This is a genomic window from Endozoicomonas sp. ALC020 (assembly GCF_049275935.1).
Lineage (GTDB): Bacteria > Pseudomonadota > Gammaproteobacteria > Pseudomonadales > Endozoicomonadaceae > Endozoicomonas_A.
In genome coordinates, this window is record NZ_CP184830.1 from 6,200,454 (window position 1) to 6,225,040 (window position 24,587).

General features: G+C 49.0%; 23 protein-coding genes. 2 read left to right on the plus strand and 21 right to left on the minus strand.

Translation table 11 applies throughout. The features are described 5' to 3' along the window. Positions 1-169 precede the first annotated feature (169 nt). A complete protein-coding gene (locus ACOJUO_RS23005; RefSeq protein WP_422138298.1) occupies positions 170-1,429 on the plus strand; it encodes a hypothetical protein in 1,260 nt (419 codons plus the stop codon). A 389-nt stretch (positions 1,430-1,818) separates the two neighbouring features. Here the strand turns inward: ACOJUO_RS23005 and ACOJUO_RS23010 are convergent, their stop codons facing one another. The 12 genes from ACOJUO_RS23010 to ndk all read right to left on the minus strand — a co-directional run bounded on the left by ACOJUO_RS23010 (position 1,819) and on the right by ndk (position 15,802). Then, on the minus strand, positions 1,819-4,227 hold the full coding sequence (locus ACOJUO_RS23010; protein ID WP_422138299.1) for a FimV/HubP family polar landmark protein: 2,409 nt from the start codon (positions 4,225-4,227) through the stop codon (positions 1,819-1,821). 401 nt (positions 4,228-4,628) lie between these two features. Next, positions 4,629-5,636, minus strand: coding sequence for an Asd/ArgC dimerization domain-containing protein (locus ACOJUO_RS23015; RefSeq protein WP_422138300.1), 1,008 nt, complete (start codon positions 5,634-5,636; stop codon positions 4,629-4,631). A gap of 316 nt (positions 5,637-5,952) precedes the next feature. Continuing rightward, entirely contained in the window at positions 5,953-6,402 is a 450-nt protein-coding gene (locus ACOJUO_RS23020) for a PaaI family thioesterase (protein ID WP_422134222.1), read from the minus strand. After that, entirely contained in the window at positions 6,399-6,860 is a 462-nt protein-coding gene (locus ACOJUO_RS23025) for a PaaI family thioesterase (RefSeq protein WP_422134223.1), read from the minus strand. The genes ACOJUO_RS23020 and ACOJUO_RS23025 overlap by 4 nt, the downstream gene beginning before the upstream one ends. A 215-nt stretch (positions 6,861-7,075) precedes the next feature. Further along, positions 7,076-8,542, minus strand: a complete 1,467-nt coding sequence (gene der / locus ACOJUO_RS23030) for a ribosome biogenesis GTPase Der (protein ID WP_422134224.1) — start codon at positions 8,540-8,542, stop codon at positions 7,076-7,078. Positions 8,543-8,766: 224 nt separating this feature from the next. Beyond that, the gene (gene bamB, locus ACOJUO_RS23035; protein WP_422138301.1) at positions 8,767-9,921 is read right to left on the minus strand and encodes an outer membrane protein assembly factor BamB; all 1,155 of its coding nucleotides are present in this window, start codon (positions 9,919-9,921) and stop codon (positions 8,767-8,769) included. Positions 9,922-9,924: 3 nt separating this feature from the next. Then, positions 9,925-10,590, minus strand: coding sequence for a YfgM family protein (locus ACOJUO_RS23040; RefSeq protein ID WP_422134226.1), 666 nt, complete (start codon positions 10,588-10,590; stop codon positions 9,925-9,927). A gap of 3 nt (positions 10,591-10,593) precedes the next feature. Beyond that, complete coding sequence (gene hisS / locus ACOJUO_RS23045) at positions 10,594-11,874, minus strand: histidine--tRNA ligase (RefSeq protein ID WP_422138302.1); 1,281 nt, start codon at positions 11,872-11,874, stop codon at positions 10,594-10,596. 192 nt (positions 11,875-12,066) lie between these two features. Continuing rightward, entirely contained in the window at positions 12,067-13,041 is a 975-nt protein-coding gene (locus ACOJUO_RS23050) for a helix-turn-helix domain-containing protein (protein WP_422134228.1), read from the minus strand. Continuing rightward, a complete protein-coding gene (gene pilW, locus ACOJUO_RS23055; RefSeq protein WP_422134229.1) occupies positions 13,031-13,789 on the minus strand; it encodes a type IV pilus biogenesis/stability protein PilW in 759 nt (252 codons plus the stop codon). Before pilW ends, ACOJUO_RS23050 begins: the two co-directional genes overlap by 11 nt. Positions 13,790-13,932: 143 nt before the next feature. Then, positions 13,933-15,081: a 23S rRNA (adenine(2503)-C(2))-methyltransferase RlmN gene (gene rlmN / locus ACOJUO_RS23060; protein ID WP_422134230.1), complete on the minus strand. Its 1,149-nt coding sequence runs from the start codon at positions 15,079-15,081 to the stop codon at positions 13,933-13,935. Between the two features lie 289 nt (positions 15,082-15,370). After that, positions 15,371-15,802, minus strand: coding sequence for a nucleoside-diphosphate kinase (gene ndk, locus ACOJUO_RS23065; protein ID WP_422134231.1), 432 nt, complete (start codon positions 15,800-15,802; stop codon positions 15,371-15,373). Between the two features lie 318 nt (positions 15,803-16,120). On the opposite strand from ndk, the gene ACOJUO_RS23070 reads away from it, so the two are divergent. After that, positions 16,121-17,494: a serpin family protein gene (locus ACOJUO_RS23070; RefSeq protein WP_422138303.1), complete on the plus strand. Its 1,374-nt coding sequence runs from the start codon at positions 16,121-16,123 to the stop codon at positions 17,492-17,494. Positions 17,495-17,552: 58 nt separating this feature from the next. Here the strand turns inward: ACOJUO_RS23070 and iscX are convergent, their stop codons facing one another. From iscX to cysE, 9 genes are all read right to left on the minus strand, one after another. Then, the gene (gene iscX, locus ACOJUO_RS23075; RefSeq protein WP_422134233.1) at positions 17,553-17,747 is read right to left on the minus strand and encodes a Fe-S cluster assembly protein IscX; all 195 of its coding nucleotides are present in this window, start codon (positions 17,745-17,747) and stop codon (positions 17,553-17,555) included. Between the two features lie 83 nt (positions 17,748-17,830). Next, on the minus strand, positions 17,831-18,169 hold the full coding sequence (gene fdx, locus ACOJUO_RS23080) for an ISC system 2Fe-2S type ferredoxin (RefSeq protein ID WP_422134234.1): 339 nt from the start codon (positions 18,167-18,169) through the stop codon (positions 17,831-17,833). A 3-nt stretch (positions 18,170-18,172) separates the two neighbouring features. Next, a complete protein-coding gene (gene hscA / locus ACOJUO_RS23085) occupies positions 18,173-20,038 on the minus strand; it encodes a Fe-S protein assembly chaperone HscA (protein ID WP_422134235.1) in 1,866 nt (621 codons plus the stop codon). Between the two features lie 9 nt (positions 20,039-20,047). Next, complete coding sequence (gene hscB, locus ACOJUO_RS23090) at positions 20,048-20,590, minus strand: Fe-S protein assembly co-chaperone HscB (RefSeq protein WP_422134236.1); 543 nt, start codon at positions 20,588-20,590, stop codon at positions 20,048-20,050. Positions 20,591-20,797: 207 nt separating this feature from the next. Beyond that, complete coding sequence (iscA, locus tag ACOJUO_RS23095) at positions 20,798-21,121, minus strand: iron-sulfur cluster assembly protein IscA (RefSeq protein WP_317142071.1); 324 nt, start codon at positions 21,119-21,121, stop codon at positions 20,798-20,800. Between the two features lie 54 nt (positions 21,122-21,175). Further along, entirely contained in the window at positions 21,176-21,562 is a 387-nt protein-coding gene (iscU, locus tag ACOJUO_RS23100) for a Fe-S cluster assembly scaffold IscU (protein WP_422134237.1), read from the minus strand. 27 nt (positions 21,563-21,589) lie between these two features. Beyond that, on the minus strand, positions 21,590-22,804 hold the full coding sequence (locus tag ACOJUO_RS23105) for an IscS subfamily cysteine desulfurase (RefSeq protein ID WP_422134238.1): 1,215 nt from the start codon (positions 22,802-22,804) through the stop codon (positions 21,590-21,592). 84 nt (positions 22,805-22,888) lie between these two features. Further along, positions 22,889-23,365: a Fe-S cluster assembly transcriptional regulator IscR gene (gene iscR, locus ACOJUO_RS23110; protein WP_422138304.1), complete on the minus strand. Its 477-nt coding sequence runs from the start codon at positions 23,363-23,365 to the stop codon at positions 22,889-22,891. 402 nt (positions 23,366-23,767) lie between these two features. Then, positions 23,768-24,574 carry a serine O-acetyltransferase gene (gene cysE / locus ACOJUO_RS23115; RefSeq protein WP_422134240.1) on the minus strand — a complete coding sequence of 269 codons (807 nt, stop codon included), beginning with the start codon at positions 24,572-24,574 and terminating at the stop codon, positions 23,768-23,770. Positions 24,575-24,587 lie beyond the last annotated feature (13 nt).

Here is a 24,587-nt window from a genome sequence, read left to right on the forward strand (position 1 = left end):
TTTTTGGTACTCGAATGAAAAACACGTTTCTTTTCCAGATGCGTCACTTTCCTGGTCTATCTTTACTCCCTACAAAAACACAAATAGATGTAAGGATAGATTTTTGAAAAACCTACTCTCCAATAGATGCAATGACAGAGTTTTCAGAAAACCACTCTCTGCAGGTCTTATGCTGCTGTTACTCTCATTGCCCGCTATTTGCCAGGCCGAATCATTTAAAAGAGGCTTTGTTGTCGAGTTGCAGCAGGATGAAAGCTCTCCAACAGGCAGCTTTTCTATACTGCAAGACCCGCACACCTTAATGAGCACCCCGTCATACCTTACTGATATAAACGACTATGCAGAAGCAATTTTGCCGCCAGAAGAGAAAGCAGACAGACTTGGCTGCGGGGTAAAAACCTCCTTATTTGAGTCGATCTCGTGGAAATTGATTTACGCCACTCATTTTCTGGTTGCTTACGAACTGATTATAACCACCAGTGATGCTATGCTGAGCGCCAAACCTTATTCAGGGGTACCTGCAGAAGCGCTTGTCGCTGTCGGCTCACTTTTGCAAAGCTATTGGAACACCGATTCACCGCTGTTCAATCCGATAGGGCAACTGCAGGCAAGTCAGGATGATCCGTTTGTGATCACCACGATGATGCTCCCCGGACGTGGTCAACAAAAAAGCCAGGAACCAAACCAGCCATCAGCATCACCCGGTCAGCAAGCCTCTCATTCAACCACGCTGCTTAAAGCCACTCTCACCTACCGTTCGGGCTCCGGTGACGGCAACAAAGGCCCCGAACAACAACAGCACACTTTGGGTTTAAATTGTCACGTCGACTCCTGTAATGGCGTTTGTAAACTACGACAATCATCTGATAGCGGCGAGTCATCAGAAGAGAGGTCGCTGAATGCCGCAGAAACTCCAACAAACCAAACTGCAGTGACACCAGAACAAAGCAAGCAATACGCACGAATGGGTGATCTCATTCAAGCCCTGCACGATCTTCAGCCGTACGCCCTTACAGCATCGTTTATCAAGCCGGAAAATGAACCGCAGGAGCAAAGAAGAGCCTACAAGAAGCAACCCAAGCGCTTACATAGCACCGTCAGCAGTCTGAATAGAAGAAGATCCAGTCTCTTCGAGCAACACCATTGTAACGAGACAGTGGTCAGGGCGGATGGCAAGGAGCACCGATGCGATCGGGTCTCAGTCAGCGCTTCAGCCCTCAAGCGTCACAAAAAAAGATTCCACACAGGGTCACAAACTTATGATGAGCCAGCGCTCGGAGAGGATGATCAACAACAGTCATGTGGAACAACCTTCGAGAACTGTGAACAGCTGCCCTATCAGACAGAAGCGCATCGAAAAGGCAAGCAACTTCCTGATACAAAGCAGAATGAAAATGACTTAAACCCTTCAGAAGAAAGCAAAGAGTGATCCAGCTTTCAGCCTCTATTAAAAGACACTTCCAGAATGAACAGGCAGCTCAAATATTATCTGGATTTTTTAACAGGGCAAAAAATGTCTGTTTTTTTGCCTTTGCTGCAATGCTGGTTAAACTTCTGACAGACACTCGTCGCGTTGCTTCAACCCTGATTCCGATGGCTAAAAAAAAGCCCGATGTGAACCATTCCGGGCTTTAAGTACCTAACCAGTTGGTTTCGCATATTCTGGACGGCGGCTTTTTCCATCCTTCTGCGTTCCAACTCTGGTTGCGTAGCTATGGCTACGCGCCCGTCGTTGCGCCTTGAAGGATGAAAAAATCCACTCGCCAGAATATGCGAAACCAACTGGCCAGGTACTTATTGAATTGAGGCTGGGGAATGTTAAACCGCATGCTCCATCAGTGCCTGAGCTTCCTGCTTCTGCTCATCAGAGCCAGACTCAAGCACCTCCTGCAGAATGTCCCTGGCACCTTCTATATCACCCATGTCAATGTAGGCCCTTGCCAAATCCAACTTGGTTGCTGCTTCATCGTCATCAGAAAGGAACTCCAGATCATCGTCTTCCAGAACCGACTCCAGGTCAGGCAGGCCATCATCGAAGCTCAGCGACTGTTCGTCATCATCGGCATAGCGTTCATCCAGTTCAAGCTCCAGATCATCAAGATTATCGCCTGGAGCAGGAACCGCTTCCTGAGCAGCTACGTCCGATTCTGAAGGCAGCTCCAGTTCTTCAAGTGCCTCAGAAGTATCGTCTTCGCCCTGTTCTGGCTCCAGATCAAGATCATCCAGCTGGAAGTCCAGATCATCAGCCGACTCAGCAGGCTCATCATTGAACTCCAGGTCATCCAGATCAAACTCCAAATCACCCAGCTCGCCATCAGAATCAACATCGCTTTCATCGTTGAGTGCTTCATTCAGGTCGAATTGCTCAAAATCGTCATCTGCCTCTTCAGTAGCCGCTTGTTGAGTAACATCTCCAAAGAAAGCTTCAGCCGGGAACCGGGCTTTATAGGCATCAGCCTGACGCAGGGCATCCTGATCATCCAGCGACTCAACACCTGCCAGAGCTGCCTTAAAGTTATCCAGATCATTATTTTCAGCATGAACTTCCAGCAGCTTGAGTCTCAGATCCGAACGATCCGGCTCATTTGCAATGGCTTTTTCCAGAAGCTCAACAGCTTGCGGAAATCTGCCGTAGGCAATATAGATATCGGCTTCACTGATTGCATCCTCGGTCTGCTGAGTCGTCTCTTCTGGCTCTTCATCTTCAAGCAGACTGTCTTCATCGATTTCGAGTGTCTCATCCAGCTCGAACTCTTCCTGATCATCCTGTTGAGGTTCATCAGGAATCAGCGACATCGGCTCCAGGCTGGACGCTTCCTCAACTTCGATCTCGTCCTCTTCTTCCTGCTTGCGACGTCGGTAAACTAACAGGGCCGCAATCAGACCTAATGGCAGCAGAGCTGACAAGACCAGATAAAGAGGGTGACCAAACAGGAAGCTCAGGAAGCCAGGCTCAGATTCTGGTACTGGTTGCTCAGCCACAGGAAGCGGCCTGGTTTCCGGCGCTATTTGCGCCGGTGTCCCGGCAGGCTGTTGTGTCAGTGCGGCCATCTGATCATCTTTCAGATCTATCAGTCTTTTCAGGGTACTGATCTGATCGTCGAGATCTTTTAAACGGCTTTTAAGCTCTTCATTCTCGCGAGTCAGGTTATCCATCTTCTCACGAGTCATTGCCAACTCATTCTGAAGCGCCGTGGTTGCCGTGTCTGCAGACCCTCTTCCCAGATCACTGCCCGCACCAGAGCTATTATCTGTGGCAACAATCGACAAACGCCCATTGTTTCCAGCACCTTCTCCACCCGACTCGGCTGAGCTGCGTCGTGTTGCATCCAGTTGCTCCAGACGAGCCTGCCACTCACGATTCTGTCGAGCCACTTCACTAACAGCATCCTGAAAGCTCACTTGTGCAATTTCATCTCTGTCAGGCAAGCGCAACACCTGTCCTTTTTTAAGACGGTTGATGTTATTTTGAACAAAGGCTTGTGAATTCTTTTTCTGCAGAGCCAGCATCGTCTGCTGAATACTCAGATCACTGGCAGGCCTGACACTTCTGGCAATATTCCAGAGACTATCATTAGGCTGCACTTCATAAGTATCTCGCTGGCCTGGTCCAGAATAGCTACGGACACCGGTGCGAACAGGCTCTTCCCTGACCGGATTGACCTGGATCGGCCTGGATGATTCTTCTGGCTGGTAGGATGAAGATTGACTCTCAGAGTACCCTCTCTGATCGAACGGATTCACACTCTGACCACGTGAAGGCTCAGGAAAACCACTGTTGTATGTCTGGGTAGAAGCAGGATTTACCGGAGCCGCTGCCTCTTGGCTAAAGGCTGGCGGATCCAGCAGCATGGTGTATTCCCGGAGCAGGCGACCACTGGGCCAGTGCACTTCCAGCAGAAAATTAAGGAAGGGCTCACGAACCGCCTGACTGCTGGTGACATGAATATAGCCCGTACCGTCCTCTCTCAGAATGGTTTTAAAATTCAGGCCAGTCAGACTGAAAGGCCTGTCGAGCCCCGCCCGTTGAAAATCTGCACGACTGGCAAGATTGGGCAGAATCTCGTTCCGGGTCAACTCTCTGACTTGCAGCAATTCAATCTCGGCATCCAGCGGTTGATTGAGCGCAGAATTCAAGCGCACTTCACCCAACCCCAGTGCATTCGCCAGACCGGAACCCATTGCTCCTGATATGACCATAGCTGCTACAAGCTTTTGCAGTTTCATTATGAGTCCTTGTTATCTGCACGAATCAGAAAACCCGCCCGTAAACACACCTTACATCGACAGCCAGAAGCAGAACCGAGTTAAAAACTGAACAATTCAGGTCGTCAACTATTCTCAACCCCCGCCTTTCGGGGCATGAGGTTTTCTTTGACGACACTTTTTATAACAAACAGCTTTCCAGATGTGTGCTGCACCCTCAAACAGAAGACAGGTGCCCAATCTGTACTCCAACATGGAATACACCAAAAGCTATGATCACTCATAGCCATAAAACCGGTACGGCTAACAGTTCCTGATTACCTGAAGCCCTACGCTGCTCTAGTCAAAGCAAGGCTTCAGGATAAAATTTTTATTATTCTGACAATTTCAATAAGGAACTGTCACTATTCTAAGCTAAGTTATCATTTTAAAAAGTCTTTTAGCAATATCTCTGCCACTGCCAATGCCTGAAATGCGCCACATCGCACCGGATCAGCAACAATCCAGAGACATATTTGATCGGCATGATCCGGATTTTGACGAATCCGACCAACGACAATGGCATCTTTTCCTGCCACAGTTTCAACAGAAGGCATTTCATCATCGGCCGCCAACTCAATACCAGCAACCCCTGCAAGGAGATCCCTGACAGTCTGCTCATCAACTGGACGGTCCAGATCCAGGTGAACTGCGAGGCTGTCACCAAAGAATACAGGCACACGCACACAGGTAGCACTGACCCTGAGATCATCCTGATCCAGCCCTTTCATGAGTTCTTTAGCAATCATTCGCTCCGGTAATGTAAAACCTGCCTCAGTGACGACACCCACCTGCGGCAGGACATTGAAAGCAATTCGCTGCTCAAAAAGCTTTTTCTTCACTGGCTTGCCACTGAGCAAATCAATCGTTTGCCCACGCAATTCTTCAATCCCTCTCTGACCAGCTTCAGCCAGTGAAAGGCTGGCCATGACATTGATAGAATCAATGCCGACTGCATCTTGAAGCGGCTTCATGACCTGAAGCATCAGGGCAGCAGGACTGGCAGGAATTGCGATCTCCTGCAAGCCTGACAGTTCCGCAGCATCAGACAGACCCGGCAGGTACATCTCGGCCTCGGCACCGATAGCACCATTAACTACACGACAGCCACACTCACTGGCCAGATTCAGAACCTCAGGATTAATTTGTGAGCCAGCGGGTATAATCAGAAGATCGGCATCGGCATAATGAAACGTCAACGCACTAATCACATCGACTTCAGCGCCTTTGAAAGCTACTGTAGTCTCATCTCCAGGCGTATTGGACTCTTCAGGCCCTGTCAGCGGATAGACAACTCCGGGGGTTAAATGGCTCTCTTCCAGAATAGCCAAGACTGCTTCCCCGGCAAGACTCTGTGCATCATAAATCGCTAAATCAAAGGTTCCGCTCATGAGCTTCTCTGCATCTGTACAAAATTGTCGGGAAATGTATCAGGAAGTATTCAGGAAAGCATCACTCAGGCATGAATTGCAGTCATGCCCGAGCTCATGAGATCAGGTTCTAAATACTCGGCCATACGGAATCGAATATTTCTGGCTTATTGGGTAGGTGCTCTGCAAGGCGCAACGACGGGAACATAGCATGCTATGTGACCAGAGTTGCAACGCATCACGACTGCATGGATGCAGGAGCTAGAGCAACGCAGGAGCAGTTGCCGCGAGTGCCTGAACAATAAGTCAGAAAATATGATTTCGTATGGTTGAGTACTTATAAGCTATCAAGCCGAAAGTGTGCTCTTGCTGTTGCCACCGGTATTTCCCTGCGGCTCTGCCAGGCGGTGATCGCAACATTGGCGATCCGGCTACCCTGTCTCACCACATCGCATTCTGCAAAAACATCCTGAATTTTTGCGCTTCTTAAATAATCAATAGAAAAATCCACAATCTTGGCAATTTTTGGCTCATCCATAAACAACATCAAGTGAATGGCTGCCGACATTTCCATAAAACCACCCAGCACACCACCATGGAGTGCTGGTAACACCGGATTACCCGTGTTATCTCTGTTTTCAGGCAGAACAAAAAGGGCATCATCACCCAGAGACTGGCAACTCATGCCAATTTTCCTGGCGTAGGGCAAGAGCTCCGTCAGATAACTGTAATCACTGGTCGCTCTGGCCTGAAGCAGAACCTCACGAAAGTCGTTCTGAATCTTCATTTTGCCAACCCCTTAGCCATTTGGCTCAAGGTTCGCCCGGATCTCATAAAGGTTCCCACGCCGTGCGCAAAAGGCTCGTCACGATTGCCCTGATAGACTACCCCTCTTGTAAAGACAACGGTTTTAGTAACCCGATAGGCTTCAGCAAAGCAGCGAACCGGCTTGAAAGGAGCCGGAAAACCCAGATGATCAATTCGCAGGTCAATGGTAGGACAAGTCTCAAAGCCTGGCAGACTTATACAGGCGGCTATACCGAAAGCGCTATCCATCAGGGTTGTTATCGCACCTGAATGAATGATTCCACTTCCCGGGTTGGCTTCCAGTTCGTCACTAAACGGCATGTTAATGACAACACCTTCAGAAGAGGCATGCTCCGGCTTCATCTCCAATACACGACAATGGGGAACTGCTTGGAAAAACTGCTGAACAATGCTTACTATCTGCTCATCGCTATTCATGTCAATGCAATCTCAAATCATAGTAAGTACCAATGTACAGCATAACCATTTTCAAACAACTGTTTAATTTACTGGCAGCTATAAGATTTGCCCCCCTAAAGGAGAGAAAATCGTCGTTAATCAGAATGTTACAGATGCAAATCCATTTAATACTGAAGAGAATGGGCCTGAGTGCAACGCTTGCACCCAGCTTTTTATCAGCCCACGTAGTCTATCTAGCGGCGAGATTTTTGTTTTTTCTTTTTATCATCCTTCCTCTTGCCTTTCAGTTCAATAACACGACGCTTGTGAGTTACCTTCCGCTCACCCCCAGAGCTCTTCTTGTGAACCGCTTTGCGTTCTGCATAAGGGTTTTCTGAAGAACGGAATTCAATCCGAATGGGTGTTCCCATGATCTTTAGCACCTTTCTGAACGTATTTTCCAGATAGCGCTTATAGGAAGCAGGAACTTCTTCTGTCTGATTACCATGAATAATGATAGTCGGTGGATTCATGGCACCCGCATGACAGTACCTTAATTTGATACGACGATTTCGAACCATAGGTGGCTGATGAATCTTGGTAGCATCTTCCAAAATTCGGGTCAGCTGGTTGGTAGACAGTTTGCGAGTCGCACACTCATAGGCTTCGTCGATAGAGTCATAGAGATGACCGACATTAGTTCCGTGCTTGGCAGAGATCATGTGAATACGGGCAAAATTGATAAACTCCAGCCTTCTGGACAGTTCTTCTTTAACCTTTTTTCGCTCTTCTTCTTTCATGCCGTCCCACTTGTTTACGGCAATCACAACGGCACGACCAGCTTCCAGCACAAAGCCCAGCAGATGCAGATCCTGTTCCACAATCCCTTCTCTGGCATCCACAACCAGTACCACGACATTGGCATCTTCAATAGCCTGAAGGGTTTTAATTACTGAGAACTTTTCAGCCACTTCATGGACTTTACCACGGCGGCGAACACCTGCCGTATCGATCAAAGTGTAATCCTGACCCCAGCGTTCATAAGGTATGTAAACACTGTCGCGGGTTGTTCCGGCCTGATCATAAACGACAACACGTTCTTCCCCCAGCAAACGATTGACCAGTGTCGACTTACCCACATTGGGTCGTCCTACAATGCCAATCCTGATACCTCTGGCCTTGACCGTTTCCGGGTCGTCTTCATCTTCTTCAAACTCATCGGACTCTGGCCCCATCACTTCTTCGAGAACGCCTTCAATCATGCCTTTGACACCACGGCCATGAACAGCAGCAATATGGAAGGCTTCACCAAAGCCAAGAATGGCAAAATCGGCTTCTGCCTGATCAGCATCAACGGTATCCGTCTTGTTAAGCACCAGATGGTACTGCTTGTTCTGCTTACGCAGATGACCAGCAATCATTTCATCAGCGGCAGTCAATCCGGCTCTGGCATCGACCAGGAACAGAACAATATCAGCTTCCCGGATGGCCGCCAGGGACTGTTCAGCCATAGCTGAATCAATGCCTTCCTCATCACCGCTGATTCCACCGGTATCAACAACAATATAAGGTCTCGAGCCCATTCTGCCTTCCCCGTATTTACGATCACGGGTAAGACCGGCTACATTGGCAACCAGAGCATCACGAGAGCGAGTCAGACGATTAAACAGCGTAGACTTGCCAACATTGGGACGCCCCACCAGGGCAATTACAGGAACCATACACTTCATTCCACTGGGGCTATTGAATACCCCCAAAACTTTAAACCAGTTACAGACAAACTGCCGTTTAAGTGGGAGCAGTCTGTCATGAAATCTGTCCTGACAGACCTTGACGGGTCAATTGCAACAGATTCCCAGCATTCAAATAACAGAAAAAGGGCTGAACCTTCCAAGATTCAGCCCGGCTTTAATCCTTTGCCAAAGTCACTGTTTGATTCAGCAAATTATTTTTGGTTGACCGCAGTCAAAGTACCTTCGGCACTGAGCACAAAGAGGAAATCACCCGATACCACAGGAGGGGCTTTGATCGCTGATGAACTGGCCTTGAACCGACCTGCCATAACACCATCAACCTGAGACAATAGATGAACATAGCCTTCCAGATCAGCCACAGCTACATAGCTGCTGTATGTCGTTGGCGCTGTCAGCAAACGATATTCCAGCTTATCCTGCCTCCAGCTGACCGCACCACTGCGCTGATCCAGAGAACTGACATAACTGCTGTCATCCGTCAGATACAGGGAGCCGAAACCTTCTGCAATCGACTTGTAGCTGGATAATTCCCGACTCCAGCGGACACGGCCACTGTACATATCCATGGCAGCTACATTACCCTGAAAGCTGACCATAAACAGGTTGTCACCTACGATCAGTGGCTCCGCCTTAATGTCGACCATTCTTTCCAGCTCGGAAGAACCTTTCGGAATAGAAACCCGACTGTTCCAGAGAGGACCACCATCATTCACCCTGAATGCCTTCGCCTCACCATTGGAGAGCCCAACAAACACCGCTTCGCCTTCAATAAGCGGCGTACTGGAGCCTCTCAAAGTCAGTGCAGGTTGCAGGTTTTCCTGATGCCAAAGCTCCTTGCCGGTTTCAGCATCGAGAGCCGTAATCGTATCGTCAATACTCTGAACCATGACGACACGACCGTTGGTTTGGGGAGAAGAAATCACTTCACTGCTTACTCTGGCTTTCCAGAGCTCACTGCCATCTTCCTCTTTCAGGGCAATGACATGCCCATCCAGGGTTCCCAGAAGCAGTATCCCGAAGTCAGCAGTAATGCCACCACCGACAGCTAATTCCAGACTTTTCTTCCAAATCTCCTTACCAGTCTCAAGGTTCAGGGCAATGACATCCCCCTGAGCGCCTGCAGCATAAATCACATCGCCTGAAACAGAAGGCACCAGTCGCTCATAGCTGTCTTCGACACCTTTACCGATACTTCTGGACCAGACCTCTTGCAATTCAATATCCGGCTCAAACCCGGTGAGGGTCTTTGGTTTGCGGACTATATCCTCGTCATCGGAAAACAGGCTACAGGAAGCCAGCCCCAGCGTCAGGGAAACGATCAGCAGTGATCTTATTATCCTCTCCATCCATTAGCCCTCTTTTACGTTAGCTGCCAGATCATCCAGTTTGAACTGCAGCAGAGGCCGGGACTCTCCGTTAGTACGGGCAGCTTCCAGTGCCTTTTCATAGGATTCACGTGCTTTGTCTCTCTGACCCATTGCCAGATGTGCATCGCCTCGAACGGACTCGATAGTCGCTACAAAACCGGCTTCCGAATCGGCTTTGGCCAAAACATCCAGCGCCGCTTGTGCGTTATCGTCAGACTGGCTCAGCATCACTCGCGCCAGTCGGGCACGAGTCACCAGCTCAATTTCCAGATCGGGCTTTTGAGCCAGCACCCATTCAAGGGAAGAACGGGCACCATCAAGATCATTATCCAGAACCTGTTCACGGGCCTGAAGCAGTGTTGCAAAAGCCGCATAATCAGAGCTCTCGTAATCAGACTGCAGAGTTTCCACCACGTGTTTAACGGTGGATTTCTGTTGCTCTGACAGCGACTGCCCCTGAGTAGTGACTTCCAGAAGGCTCTGATAAAGCTGTGATGAAGCAGCTGCCGTTTCCAGCTGATTCTTCTGGTAAGCCTTGTAGCCGAAAATAGCTACGACAGTGATAGCAACGCCAGCAACAACCGGCTTGCCGTATTCCTGCCAGAGGTTCTTAAGCAGTTCTACTTCTTCTTCATCTGTACGGCTCACTCTTTACTCCTGAATTCGCTTTTTCAAAAATTCAACCACAGCAGGAATATCCATGCTTTCCTGCTCACCATCTATTGACAGAGACTTAACGGTTACCGACTGACTGGCCAACTCATCTTCTCCAATGATGAAGGCGAAGTCAGCTCCGCTGTTAAAGGCCCTTTTCATCTGTCCTTTAAAGCCTCCACCGCAATTGACCAGAATGCGCACATCCGGAACCGCTGTTCTTATTTGCTCAATCAGGGGCAGAGCTTTAGCACTGACACCCTCTCCACGGGTGACCACAGCGACATCAACTGTCTTTTGAACCGACTCGGGAATCAGATTCAACGTTTCCAGCATCAGTACCAGGCGTTCCAGCCCCATGGCAAATCCTACTGCCGGGGTTGGCTTGCCACCCAGCAGTTCAACCAGAGCATCGTAACGGCCACCACCGCAAACGGTTCCCTGTGCGCCAAGACTGTCTGTTATCCATTCAAACACGGTCCGGCTATAGTAATCCAGCCCGCGCACCAGACGTGGATTAACGACATAAGAAATCCCTGCCGCATCAAGAATACTTTTCAGGGTTTCAAAATGTTCGGCCGATTCAGCGTCCAGATAATCGTGCAATACCGGTGCATCCGCAACAATTTCCCGGGTGCGTTTATCTTTACTGTCAAGAATTCTCAGAGGATTGATACCCAGACGATTCCGACTGTCTTCATCCAATTCCTGTTCGAAGCGGGATAAATACTCGACCAGAGCCTCACGATAATTCTGCCGAGCTTCCAACGTACCCAGAGTATTGAGTTCCAGACGCACATGCTGATCAATACCCAACTCTTTCCAGAGTCTGGCAGTCAACAATATAAGTTCCGAGTCAATGTCGGGGCCAGCCATGCCGAAGGTTTCAACACTAAACTGATGAAACTGACGATAACGACCTTTCTGTGGACGCTCATAACGGAACATAGGCCCCATAGTCCAGAGTCTTTGTGTCTGGTTATAGAGCAAACCGTGCTGGATACCGGCTCGAACACAACCGGCTGTCCCTTCGGGACGCAGAGAGAGACTCTCGCCGTTGCGGTCCTCGAAGGTGTACATTTCCTTTTCTACAATATCTGTACCTGCACCGATGCCCCGGCTAAATAGTGGACCGGGCTCAACCACAGGCATCCTGATTTCGCGATAACTGTAAGTCGCCATCAGGTTACGGAGTCTGGACTCCAGGTACTGCCAGGCAGGACTCTGATCTGGCAGGATGTCATTCATCCCGCGAATGGCTTGAAGTTGCTTTGCCAAGTTCTGACGCCCTCTCAATCCTCTAAATGAACGTTGGTGAGCAGGTAATAATGGCAGATAATGCCTGAAGCATTACTATCAACCGGCAAAAATTGCTCAAAAAGGCTTATTCCAACGACAAAAGCGCCAACTATAACTTTTCCGGGGCCCTGAGTATAGGCAGACTGGCTTGTCGCAGAACCGGATTCTCAATCAGCCAGCTTTCAGTAACAGGCTTGCTACCCTGCGACCCGAGCCAGACGTCTTGACCGCGACTTTTTTGCCATCAAATTTTAGATCCGCCACACCTTTCACATTCCCAAAGCGGACCTGAACGGATGAGGGTACTTCAAGCTCCAGGTTTGAGCCTGCCCTCTGAACATCGGTATAGAGAGCACGACCACTCATATCCTTGACTTCAATCCAGCAGTCCTCAACAAAGTCAATAGCCAGCCTGACAGGGGAGCCATTGTCGGAGAGAGAGCCCTCAGCACCAGAGAGAGAGCCGTCAACATCGGAAAGAGAACTGCCCACTTCGGGAAGAACCCGTTCAGTTTGACCAAGAGGTTCTTCACTGTCCTGACCAACCGCAGGTATATCATCATTTTCTGATTCGTTCTCAGGCTCTGTCACTTCCATTTCAGAATCATCAAAGTCAACCTGCACGGGCATCACTTTTTCTGCTTCAGAAACATCTTCTGACGACTCGATAACAACGGAGGGCTGCTGCCGAAAAATCACTTCCGATTGCGAAGCAGAACGTTTGTCCAGATTCCATCCATAATAACTGCCCGCCCCCACCAGAATAACCGTGAGAAGGCTTGCTCCCCAGGCAAAAAAAGAAGACATTGGACGCCAGGTTGTCAATGGAGCACCTGCTTTCAAATGAGGGGTTTCGGCGCCACTGTGCCCGGTGAAACGATCAAAGTGATCCACCAGTTCATCACCATCCAATCCGAGAGCCCGGGCATAGCGTCTGACGTACCCCCGGGCAAAAACCAGACCTGGCAGTGTCTCAAACTCATTACTTTCCAACGCCAGAATATAAGACTCTGGCAACTTCAAAAGGTCTGCAGCCTCACCTATTGAAAGACCTGCTTTTTGCCTTCCAGCACTCAGTAACTGACCAGGAGCGACAGCAGAAGCCTCCTCCTGGTCTTCCTGGCTGTTTTGCTCATCAGTACTCATAACCGCTTCTACTCCGCACTCCCTCTCCAGTGGAAGAAGGGAATAAACGCCCTAATTGCAAAGAATAACTGGCTGCAGCATCCTGATCGCCATTAACTCTGGCCAAGCGAACCCCCAGCCTCAGGGATCGCTCATTCTGACGGGAAAGACGGGTAAAGACCTGATAGTACTTCCAGGCTTCACGAAACTGGCCTTGCTCTTCAAGTATCGCCGCTAATTCCAGACTTGCACGAGGTAAATTACTGTTCAGTTTCAGAGCTTTGTCAAAATGCTCTGCAGCCAGAGATCGTCGGCCTTGTTTTAATGCCACCAGCCCCAGGTTTTCATAAGCTCGGCTGCGGCTACTGTAACGAACGTCACCGGCGGCTTGCTCAAATTCACGGTAAGCCTCACTCAGGCGGTTCTGACTGAAGAGAAATACACCAAAGTTATTGTGGATTTCAGAAGAGTCAGGATTAAAAGACAGGGCTTTCCTGAAAGATGTCTCTGCCAGGCTGGCTTCTCCCTGAAGCTGATAAACCAACCCAAGCATGCCGAAGGCATCGGCTGATCGGGGCTGGATCTCCAACGCTCGATTAATCGGCTTGACTGCCTTTTCGGTTAGACCCTGTTGCACATACCCCCTGGCCAGTTCAAGGTAGCTACGGACAGCTTCACCTTCATTGACGGGTTCAGGCCCGCCGGTTGTCACACAACCACTCAGGATGATACTGAACAAAACTGCACTGATTCCCAGTTTTGCGATCATACTTCTCCCCGTTTTTTAATTATTTTGAACATAGTAAGTGAACCGGGATAGTCGAGGCCACAGAAATCTGGCCCCTGCGGTCATAATTTTCAGCTCAAACAGGCTTTTACCAGAATCAATGAATTGGAAACCGGATACTCTGATCAGCCAACATTTACCTGACGAGCAGCGATATAGCGTTCACTTCTTCGTGTTTTGTCTGCAACCTGCCCCACCAGCTGGCCACAGGCAGCATCAATATCGTCACCACGAGTCTTGCGCACGGTGACATTAAAGCCGGCTTCCTGAAGTTGTTCCTGGAAGCGACGTACAGCATTGTTGCTGGGGCGTTCATAACCGGAATGCGGGAACGGATTAAAGGGGATCAGGTTGATTTTACAGGGGACATTCTTCAACAACTGAATCAGCTCAATGGAATGCTCAGGCTGATCATTCACTCCCGCCAGCAGCGTATATTCAATGGTTACGACACGTTTGTCTGGAAGCCCACTCATATATTGTTCGATCGCATCCAGCAAGTCTGACAACGGATACTTACGGTTAATCGGAACCAGCACATTTCTCAATTCATCGTTAGCTGCATGAAGCGACACTGCCAGTGACACATCGGTCACCTCACCCAGTTTACGCAGGGCGGGAACAACCCCCGAAGTACTCAGTGTTACCCTGCGCTTGGACAGGCCATAACCCAGGTCATCCATCATCAGGTTCATGGCATCAACGACATTGTCAAAGTTCATCAGAGGCTCACCCATCCCCATCATTACGACGTTGGTGATAGAACGATCTTTCTTTGCGGGAACATTATTAAAGTGACGCGCGGCAATCCAGACCTGACCGATAATTTCCGCCACAGTGAGATCGGAGTTAAAACCCTGTTTACCGGTGGAGCAGAAACTGCAGTCCAGTGAACACCCTGCCTGGGAGGATACACAGAGGGTGCCGCGCTTTCCTTCCGGTATATAGACTGTCTCGACACAACTGCCCGAAGCGACTCTGACCACCCACTTGCAGGTACCATCTTCAGAAAACTGGCTACTGACGACTTGGGGACCACGAATTTCAGCCACCTCTTTCAGCTTTTGCCTGAGAGTTTTGCTGATATTGGTCATTTCATCAAAATTATCGACGCCGAAGTGGTGAATCCACTTGAGCATCTGCTCAGCACGAAACTTCTTTTCACCTATGCTGAGAAAAAAATCCACCATCTTGCTGCGGGACAGATCCAACAGGTTAACAGGTGTGTTTTGAACCTCACCGGCCTCAGCGCTTACGGTGATTAATTCTGACATTCTTAATACCTCAAAAAGCCATGAGCGCTATAAGCCGCCCAACAGCCATGGGGTGGACTCGCATTATCCCTCGCCGGAATTTAATGCAAACCTGAAATGGCTGCATTCTCACTAACTGCCATGATTGACTATAGAGAAAAGTCGTCGACACTGAGCCAATGAAAAATGATTCACGATAAAAACATGAGCGCTATTAAACCACAATAGCCACGGCATTTTTATAGATAAAAATACAGGGCATACGCCTACCCCTGATTTCAGGTTGCAGAAAGAATGCCCCGTTATGTCATTATCGGGTGCGAGGACAAACGTCTGCATCTTCAAAGAAGTAGGACACTTCTCTGGCAGCAGAAGCCGGAGAATCCGAACCATGCACTGCATTTTCATCAATAGTCTGAGCAAAATCGGCACGGATAGTTCCCGCAGCGGCTTCGGCCGGGTTGGTAGCGCCCATCAGCTCACGGTGATGAGCGACCGCATTCTCACCTTCCAGAACCGACACAACGACCGGACCCGACGTCATGAAAGCGACCAGATCCTTAAAGAAAGGACGCTCTTTATGCTCTGCATAAAAACCTTCTGCCTTCTCTTTGCTCAGATGAACCATGCAGGTTCCGACAACTTTCAGGCCGGCTTTTTCAAAGCGGCTAAATATCTCGCCGATGACATTTTTAGCAACGGCATCAGGCTTGATAATTGATAAAGTGCGCTCTACGGCCATTACACTCTCCAAATGTTCTTTTATTGGCCCATTAAGGGTCAAGTTTATAATTCAATGCGCCACCTCCAGTCATTGGGGAAGCTTGGTCGGCATTGTAAACGATCACTATCCCTGTGTCAGTCATATCCGTAAAAATCATACAAGAGAAAAAAACAAACTCATATCATTGCATTTCAAAACGCCAATACCACGCTTGTCTCATTTGAGAGATCAGCAGTGCAGCTAATGTGTGTCTACAATTCTTACGCACTCCCGCAAGTGCCATAACATTTCTATTTATTCAAGCTTAATAACTCACTCACTAAGGCAGGCATAAAATTGACTTTAACAAATAAGTTGAGCAACCGTTCCTCTCGATGCGCTGCAATACAGCTTTCACTATTGACATTGTGTTTCTTATTAACATCACCTCCGCTTCGGGCCGCCCCCCAAACATGCGAGGAGTGTATGTCTGCTTTCAATGATGATGTCTTTCTGGTCTGCCCAGTTTGCCACCCGGCAGCTAACTATCCAGCTAAGTCCTTGCCAACTGCCAATCCGCCTATCGCCAGCTGCACGACACCAGATCCAGTAACTCAACCAGCAACACAACACTCCCAACAAGTGGAAGTGGTGATGCGACTTTTTATGTTGGCAGCTCAGGCCCATCCAGATTCAAATTTTGTTTTTTCCCCTGACAGCCTTTTTCACGCCCTGTCGGCCCTACTCGCGGGAGCCTCTGGTACCACCCGGGAGTTGCTCGCAAAATTTCTGGAAAGCTGTGCTTTCCCCACCACAACAGAAGAACCATGTGCCGGTTCAGGGCGAGGCGAGGTCTATTCTGTAGCTAACGCTTTATTATTGGCCTCCCGACACCAGCTTCAGGATACCTATCGAAGGGAAGCTGAAAAGATGAATACGATTGTTCATGAGAATATAGACTTTACTAACAGACCATCCGTGAAAGCACTCGCAAGGTATCTTAACGAAGAGTTCTGCTATTTAACCCATGGCATGATTCGATCTTTTTGCAATGCTGATGATTGGAACACAGAGACTGCACTTATTCTCATCAATTCTGTTTACTTCAGAGGGCTGTGGAAACAACCTTTTTATCGTAAACAGGAAGGAGGAATGTTTACTTTAGCAAACGGAAGAGTGCATCTCAGAAGAGTTTTACATCAGGAAATACAACACACAGGGTACGCTACCCACAATGAGTGGCAAGCAGTAACGGTTCCCTACCGGGGTAACTATGAAATGGTTCTGGTTTTACCCCCGGAAGGAACAGCAGTTTCAGGAATATCCACTGGATTAATGGCCAATTTACTTGCGTCAATACAAACTGTACCAGAAGTGGATCTTACTTTACCCGCTTTTGAGACCCGTTCCAAAAGTGACTTGTATTCCGCCTTACAAAACACGGGTCTGGGATGTTTGTTTGAGCAAGGCAGAGTCAATTTAGGTGGCATGCTAGTGGGTTCTTCGAAAGAGATCTTTTTAAGCGGCGTTCAACAAAATTGCGCCATAAAAGTCAACGAATTAGGGACTGAAGCTTCAGCAGTCACTCAAACTATGTTTGTCGATGGTATCAGAAAAAATATCAAAATTAATTTTAACAGGCCATTTCTTTATATATTACGACATAAGAAAACAGAGAGAATACTCTTTATCGGGCAGATACTTCACCCTGAAGACCTTAACTATCGTTAACTGGAAGAATAAATCAATAATTGCTAAAAGCTCTCATTGGTACTGCTGGCTGGGCTGATCACTCAAGCTCTTCTATCCAGGCCGCCTGAATTGCTTCCAGAATCTTTTCCCCACAACGCTCTGGATCATCATCAAAATCTTCCAGAGCCATCACCCAGCCTCTCAGATCAACAAAATTGACAAATTTTGGATCAACATCCGGATGGGCATCGACCAGCTCAGCAGCAATGTCGAAAACATCTGTCCATCTCATTGCCTTTCTTCCTCCTATTCGATGATCCACTCTATGGAAAGAAAGAGACTCATTGGAGCCTCTGTAGCGAAAACACATCAGGATCAGTGTTTCTCTGACACCTGGTTGAGCGTGTACCTGGGTATTTCTACCACCAGATCCTCTTCAGCAACCACCGCCTGACAGCTCAAACGAGATTCAGGCTCCAGACCCCAGGCCTTGTCGAGCAGATCTTCTTCCAGCTCATCAGCTTCTTCCATACTGTCAAAACCTTCACGAACAACAACATGACAGGTGGTACAGGCACAGGATTTTTCGCAGGCATGCTCAATCTCAATACCATTAGCCAGAGCCGCATCACATACGGTCACCCCCGCCTCAGCTTCAATCACAGCCCCTTCCGGACAGATTTCATCATGGGGCAGAAATACGATTTGCGGCATTGTTCAGGACTCCTTGAATTCGTCAATCTTATGACCCGAGAGTGCTTTTCGTATACCCGAATTCATTCGACGGGCAGCAAACTCATCAGTGGCCTTACTGATACGTTCTATTTCAAGCTTGATGGCATCGGCATCCCCCAGACGCCTTACAGTTCCGAGTTGTTCCAGATCAGCCACCAGGCGGTTAAATTCATCTTCACTCAGCAGTTCACGCCCGTCGGCTTTAAGTGCCGTTGTCAGAGCTTCTGTCAAACGATCAGCCTCTACTTCCTGCTCCCTCAGTTTTCTGGCATCCCTGTCTTCAACAGCACTACTCACGGACTCTTTCAGCATACGGGCGATTTCATCATCGGTCAGACCAAATGAGGGCTTGACCTGTACACTGCTTTTAACACCCGTAGCCATTTCTTCCGCTGAAACATCCAGCAGGCCGTCCGCGTCAACCTGGAAAGTCACACGAATCTTGGCAGCACCGGCAGGCAGTGGTGGAATACCGCGCAACTCGAAGCGAGCCAGCGAACGATTATCACTCACCAGCTCCCGCTCACCTTGCAGAACCTGTATGGCCATTGCGGCCTGGCCTTCTTTATAGGTTGTAAACTCCTGGGCCCTACTGACCGGAATAGTGGTATTTCTGTGAATGACTTTTTCCATCAATCCGCCCATGGTCTCCAGACCGAGCGAAAGAGGAATAACATCCAGCAGCAACATTTCTTCAGCAGACTTGTTCCCTGCCAGAACATTGGCCTGTTGCGCAGCGCCCATTGCTACAACCCGATCCGGATCAATAGACGTCAGGGGTTGCTTGCCGACAAATTCAGCCACAGACTCTCGAACAAAGGGTACACGGGTAGAACCACCCACCATAACCACTTCACGAATGTCAGCCGCCTTAACGCCTGCATCACGCAGGGTTCGTTTGAATGCTCTGATGGTTCTGGAAACCAGTGGCTTAACCAGCCCATTAAACTGAACACGGCTCAGCTCACCCTGCCAGCCAGCAAAGGCGACGGGGACGCTATCCAGGTCAGTCAGGGCTTCTTTAGCCCTGCAGGCCTCTGTCATTACGGCCCTGAAAAGCCCGCTGTCAAGTTCCGCTTCAGAAACAGAAGCAGACTCCAGAATCCAATGGGCAACGGCTTTGTCAAAATCATCACCACCCAGGGCTGTATCTCCACCCGTAGCCATGACTTCAAACACGCCTTTCTTCAACCTGAGCACAGAAATATCGAAGGTACCACCACCCAGGTCAAAGACAGCAATAACCCCTTCAGCCCCGTCATCCAGTCCGTAGGCAACAGCAGCTGCAGTGGGCTCATTCAAAAGACGGTATACATGTAAACCTGCCAGCCTGGCTGCATATTTAGTTGCCTGTCGTTGTGCATCATCAAAATAAGCAGGCACGGTAATGACCGCACCATCCAGCTCACCACCCAGGCTTTCCCTGGCACGCTCTGATAATGAACGAAGAATTTCAGCAGACACTTCAACCGGACTGACAGCACCCCGACGGGTTTCAATCAAAGGCATACTGCTTTCTGATTGTGTGAAGTGATAAGGCATCACCTCACCCAGTGTGCTGACATCTTCCAGACCGCGCCCCATCAGTCGCTTAACTGAGACAATGGTATTCAGGGAATCCTCTACGACGTAAGGTTTCGCAGCCAGCCCCACCTCGATACCCTGGTCTGCGTATCGGACTATTGAGGGCAGAATATGATGGCCTTCGTGATCCGGTAATGTTTCCACAGAGCCGGATCGAATGGTCGCTACCAGGGAGTTGGTCGTTCCCAGATCGATGCCTACTGCACGTTTTTGCTGATGAGGTTCCGGAGCCTGCCCGGGTTCAGATATCTGAAGAAGTGCCATATTCGATTCTCAATCATCCAGGAGCTCGGCTTCCAGCTGTTCCAGTTCGATAGACAGCTTAACCATGAATTGCATTTTTTGAACGACAGCCGCAGCCTGCTCCAGAGAAGCCTCATCGCCCTTTTGCCAGAGAGAGGCAAATTCGTTTTGATAATCCGTTACAGATTGGTCCACCTGAGCCATCAGCCGATCCAGTTCAGACTCAGGATCCTGATGTTCACGAATTTCGCTGACAGCTTCTCTCAGCTCCATCTGCTCCATCAGGAAGGCCGTGTCCATAATCGTATTATTTTCAAGATCAACAGAATGGCCAGCCAGATCCAGTAGGTAAAGTGAGCGATTGAGAGGCAACTTCAGTGTTTCGAGCCCTTCATTAACATAGGCCGCATACTGAACCGCCAACCTTTGCTGACGCTCATCTTCCCCGGCAAACCGGTCAGGATGAACCGACTTTTGCAATTCGCGATATCGCTCGGATAACAACGCCTGATCGACCTGAAATTCGACAGGCAACTGAAACAACTCGAAAAAATTCTTGGTTAAATCGACCACGATACCGAACATTCCAAATAGGTGAAGGCCGGAATTCCATCAACAAATAAAATACCAGAAATCCCGAAACTTATTCATTACGCAGCCTTTATTACAACTCTCTCTCAATGTCAAAAAGTCTTTCACCACTCACGTGATAAAAGACTTTTTAATGCATTGTAAAAGGAACGAGGGTCAGGCTGCATGGGTATCACTGTACGTCAAAGTTCAAACGTTAAAGCTCTCACCACAACCACACTCGCTGGCTGCATTGGGGTTGTTGAATTGAAAACCCTCGTTCAAACCTTCCCTGACAAAATCAAGCTCAGTGCCATCAAGGTAGACCAGACTCTTCTGATCCGAGTATATGTAGACACCCTGACTTTTAAAAGACAGCTCGTCTTTGGCAGTTTCATCCACGAACTCCAGCACATAAGCCATGCCCGAACAGCCAGAAGTTCGCACCGCTACACGAATACCGAGACCCCTGCCGCGCTTCTTCAGCTGATCCCTTACATGCCGGGCTGCGGCTTTCGTCATGGTGATCGCCATGAAATACTCCAACTCAATACATAAATCCAGCAGGTCAATGGAATATCACCAACCTTATGACCCGCCGTGTTTGGTACGATAATCGTCGATTGCAGCCTTGATTGCATCTTCAGCCAACACTGAACAGTGGATCTTCACAGGGGGAAGCGCCAACTCTTCAGCAATATCTGTGTTTCTAATTTCTGCTGCCTGATCCAGCGTCTTGCCTTTCATCCACTCTGTTGCCAGAGAGCTGGAGGCAATAGCAGAACCACATCCATAGGTTTTGAAGCGAGCATCTTCAATCACACCCTCATCGCTAACCTGAATCTGAAGACGCATTACATCACCACAGGCGGGCGCACCGACCATACCCGTACCTACCTTGTCAGATTTGTCGTCTAGTTTGCCGACATTACGGGGATTCTCGTAGTGATCGATTACTTTTTCACTGTATGCCATGATATTTTCCTCCCACCCGGTTCGATATTAGTGTGCTACCCACTGAACAGTGCTCAGATCTACGCCATCCTTGTACATATCCCAAAGAGGTGAAAGTTCACGCAGTTTTCCTACGGCCTCTCTGACCTGGGCAACGGCATGATCTACCTCTTCAGCGGTTGTGAAACGACCAAAGCTGAAACGCAGGGAACTGTGTGCCAGCTCATCGCTGACGCCCAGCGCACGCAGCACATAAGACGGTTCCAGACTGGCTGAAGTACAGGCCGACCCGGAAGAGACAGCAATATCTTTCAGAGACATAATCAGGGACTCACCTTCTACGAAGGCAAAGCTGATATTGAGATTACCGGCAACACGGTGTTCAAGACTGCCATTGACATGGACTTCTTCCATATCTGCAATACTGTTCATAAAGCGCTGACGCAGCTTCAGGCTGTGCTCGTTATCAACAGCCATCTCTTCTTTGGCGATACGACAAGCTTCACCCATGCCGACGAGCTGGTGTGTAGCAAGAGTACCTGAACGCATTCCACGCTCATGACCGCCACCATGAATTTGAGCCTCGATACGAACGCGCGGCTTACGACGCACGTACAGCACGCCCACACCTTTAGGGCCATACATTTTGTGAGCCGATAAAGACATCAGATCCACTTTGAGACTGGCCAGGTCAATAGGCAGCTTACCCGCACTCTGCGAAGCATCAACGTGGAACAAAACCTTGTTGGCTCGGGTAATTTCGCCAATGGCTGCGATATCTGTGACCACACCAATTTCATTATTGACGTGCATGAGACTGACCAGAACAGTGTCTTCACGCAATGCACTGCTTACCTGCTCGGGTGTAATCATCCCCTGAGAATCTGGCTCGAGGTAAGTCACCTCATAGCCTTCACGCTCTAACTGACGACAGGCATCCAGAACCGCCTTGTGTTCAATCCTGGAAGTAATGACGTGCTTACCCTTCTTGCTGTAAAAGTGCGCTACGCCTTTAATGGCGAGATTGTCAGACTCTGTGGCACCTGAAGTCCAGACAATTTCACGGGGGTCAGCATTCAACAGATCCGCAACCTGTCTACGAGCATTTTCAACGGCTTCTTCTGCCTTCCAGCCAAATACATGTGAACGGGATGCAGGATTACCGAAATTGCCTTCAGACAACAGGCATTGACTCATCTTCTCAGCAACACGCGGATCACAGGGTGTTGTTGCTGAATAATCCAGGTATATAGGTAGTTTCATCCCGTACATCTCCAGGCGCTCGGACATTGGTGTTGTTCGAGTCACTCAAGGCTGTTTGTCCCTGCGATCAACTGCCCTCCCTCATCAAAGAAGGCTATTGATCGCGCTCTTGTTTTTCAGTCCCTGCTGCTCATCCTGACGGATCGCAACACTCTGAACTTCACGTCTGGCTACGAGTTCAGCAAGACTGATACCACTGAGGAATTCGTGGATCTGCTGGCTAAGATCATGCCAGAGGTCATGGGTAAGGCATTTAGCCCCTTTCTGGCAGGAACCACTGCCATGACATCGTGTGGCATCAACCGACTCATTAACCGCATCAATCACTTCTGCCACATAGATTTCATCAATATCACGACTCAGGCGGTAACCACCTCCGGGCCCCCGAACACTGAATACCAGGTCTCCCTTACGGAGACGAGAAAACAGCTGCTCCAGGTAGGATAGAGAGATACCCTGACGATCGGAAATATCAGCCAGTGCTACAGGCCCTTCTCCAGCATGAAGAGCCAGATCCAACATAGCGGTCACGGCATAACGCCCTTTCGTTGTTAATCGCATGCTGGCAATATCTCCGAACTAGCCGACCAGAGCCGGTGTTATCAAAAGAATCCAATCTACTGTTTTTGCTGCTTGTCCAGACAGCAGCTCTATCCTGCATACGCAATAAAACCATCACAGGATCAGTATTCGTGCGAATTATGAAATACCCTAGTAATTTAGTCAAGTATTATAAATAATAGTCCGAGAGCCCTGCTTTGGCCTTAAGCCAGCCATTGCGAGGAGAGGGGTTCAGAGAGGGATCAGGCGAAGTCGAGATCAAGCCAACCGAAAAAGATCATCTGAATTAAGGACCTGTTGCTCAACCATCTGGAAACGTTACTAACGAAAGCACCATTAAAAAACTCAGCGACCTGCAAGCCGACGCTATTGTATACAAGCAGCACCCCGCATCCAAGCAAATTATGGATGCGTAAGCACTTCACCCTCCGTGCCTGATTTTACGCTGGCAAAATCTTCTTTTCTTAATTCAGGCAGCTGCTTGTCACCACAATCAAGCCCACGCTCCCTGAGCGTCATACAGAGCTCTTCTATACGACTATCCACTGCCTGCATATGATCCAGCATCGCAGATATAGCGTTTGCGGTAGGATCCGGCATATCTTCTGTCACTGCATAGGCATCAAAACCTATCTTTTCCGCCATTTTCTGGCGCCGAGAATCCACTTCTTCACGCTTTTTGACGATACGCCCCGGTATGCCAACCACCGTAGCACCTTCAGGCACTTCACGAACCACCACCGAGTTGGAACCAATTTTGGCATTTGCGCCAACAATAAAGGGACCCAACACCTTGGCACCTGCACCAACCACAACTCCCTCCATAAGTGTCGGATGACGCTTACCCTGATTCGAAGGGTGATTTTTACCTCTATTCGGCGAAGTTCCTCCCAGCGTCACACCGTGATAGAGAGTCACATCGTCGTGAATGATGGCCGTTTCGCCGATCACCACACCCATTCCATGATCTATAAAAAAACGTCGACCAATGCTGGCACCAGGATGTATTTCTATACCAGTTAACCAGCGACTGAATGTAGACAGCGATCGGCCCAACCAGCAGAAACCGGACTTCCAGATTTTATGCGCTGCACGATGCAACAACAAAGCATGAAGCCCCGGATAGTTGGTAAGAACTTCAAAGGTGCTCCGGGCAGCCGGATCACGCATCATGACCGTTCTTATGTCTTCTTTTAAACGTTCAAACATGGGTCAATTCGTC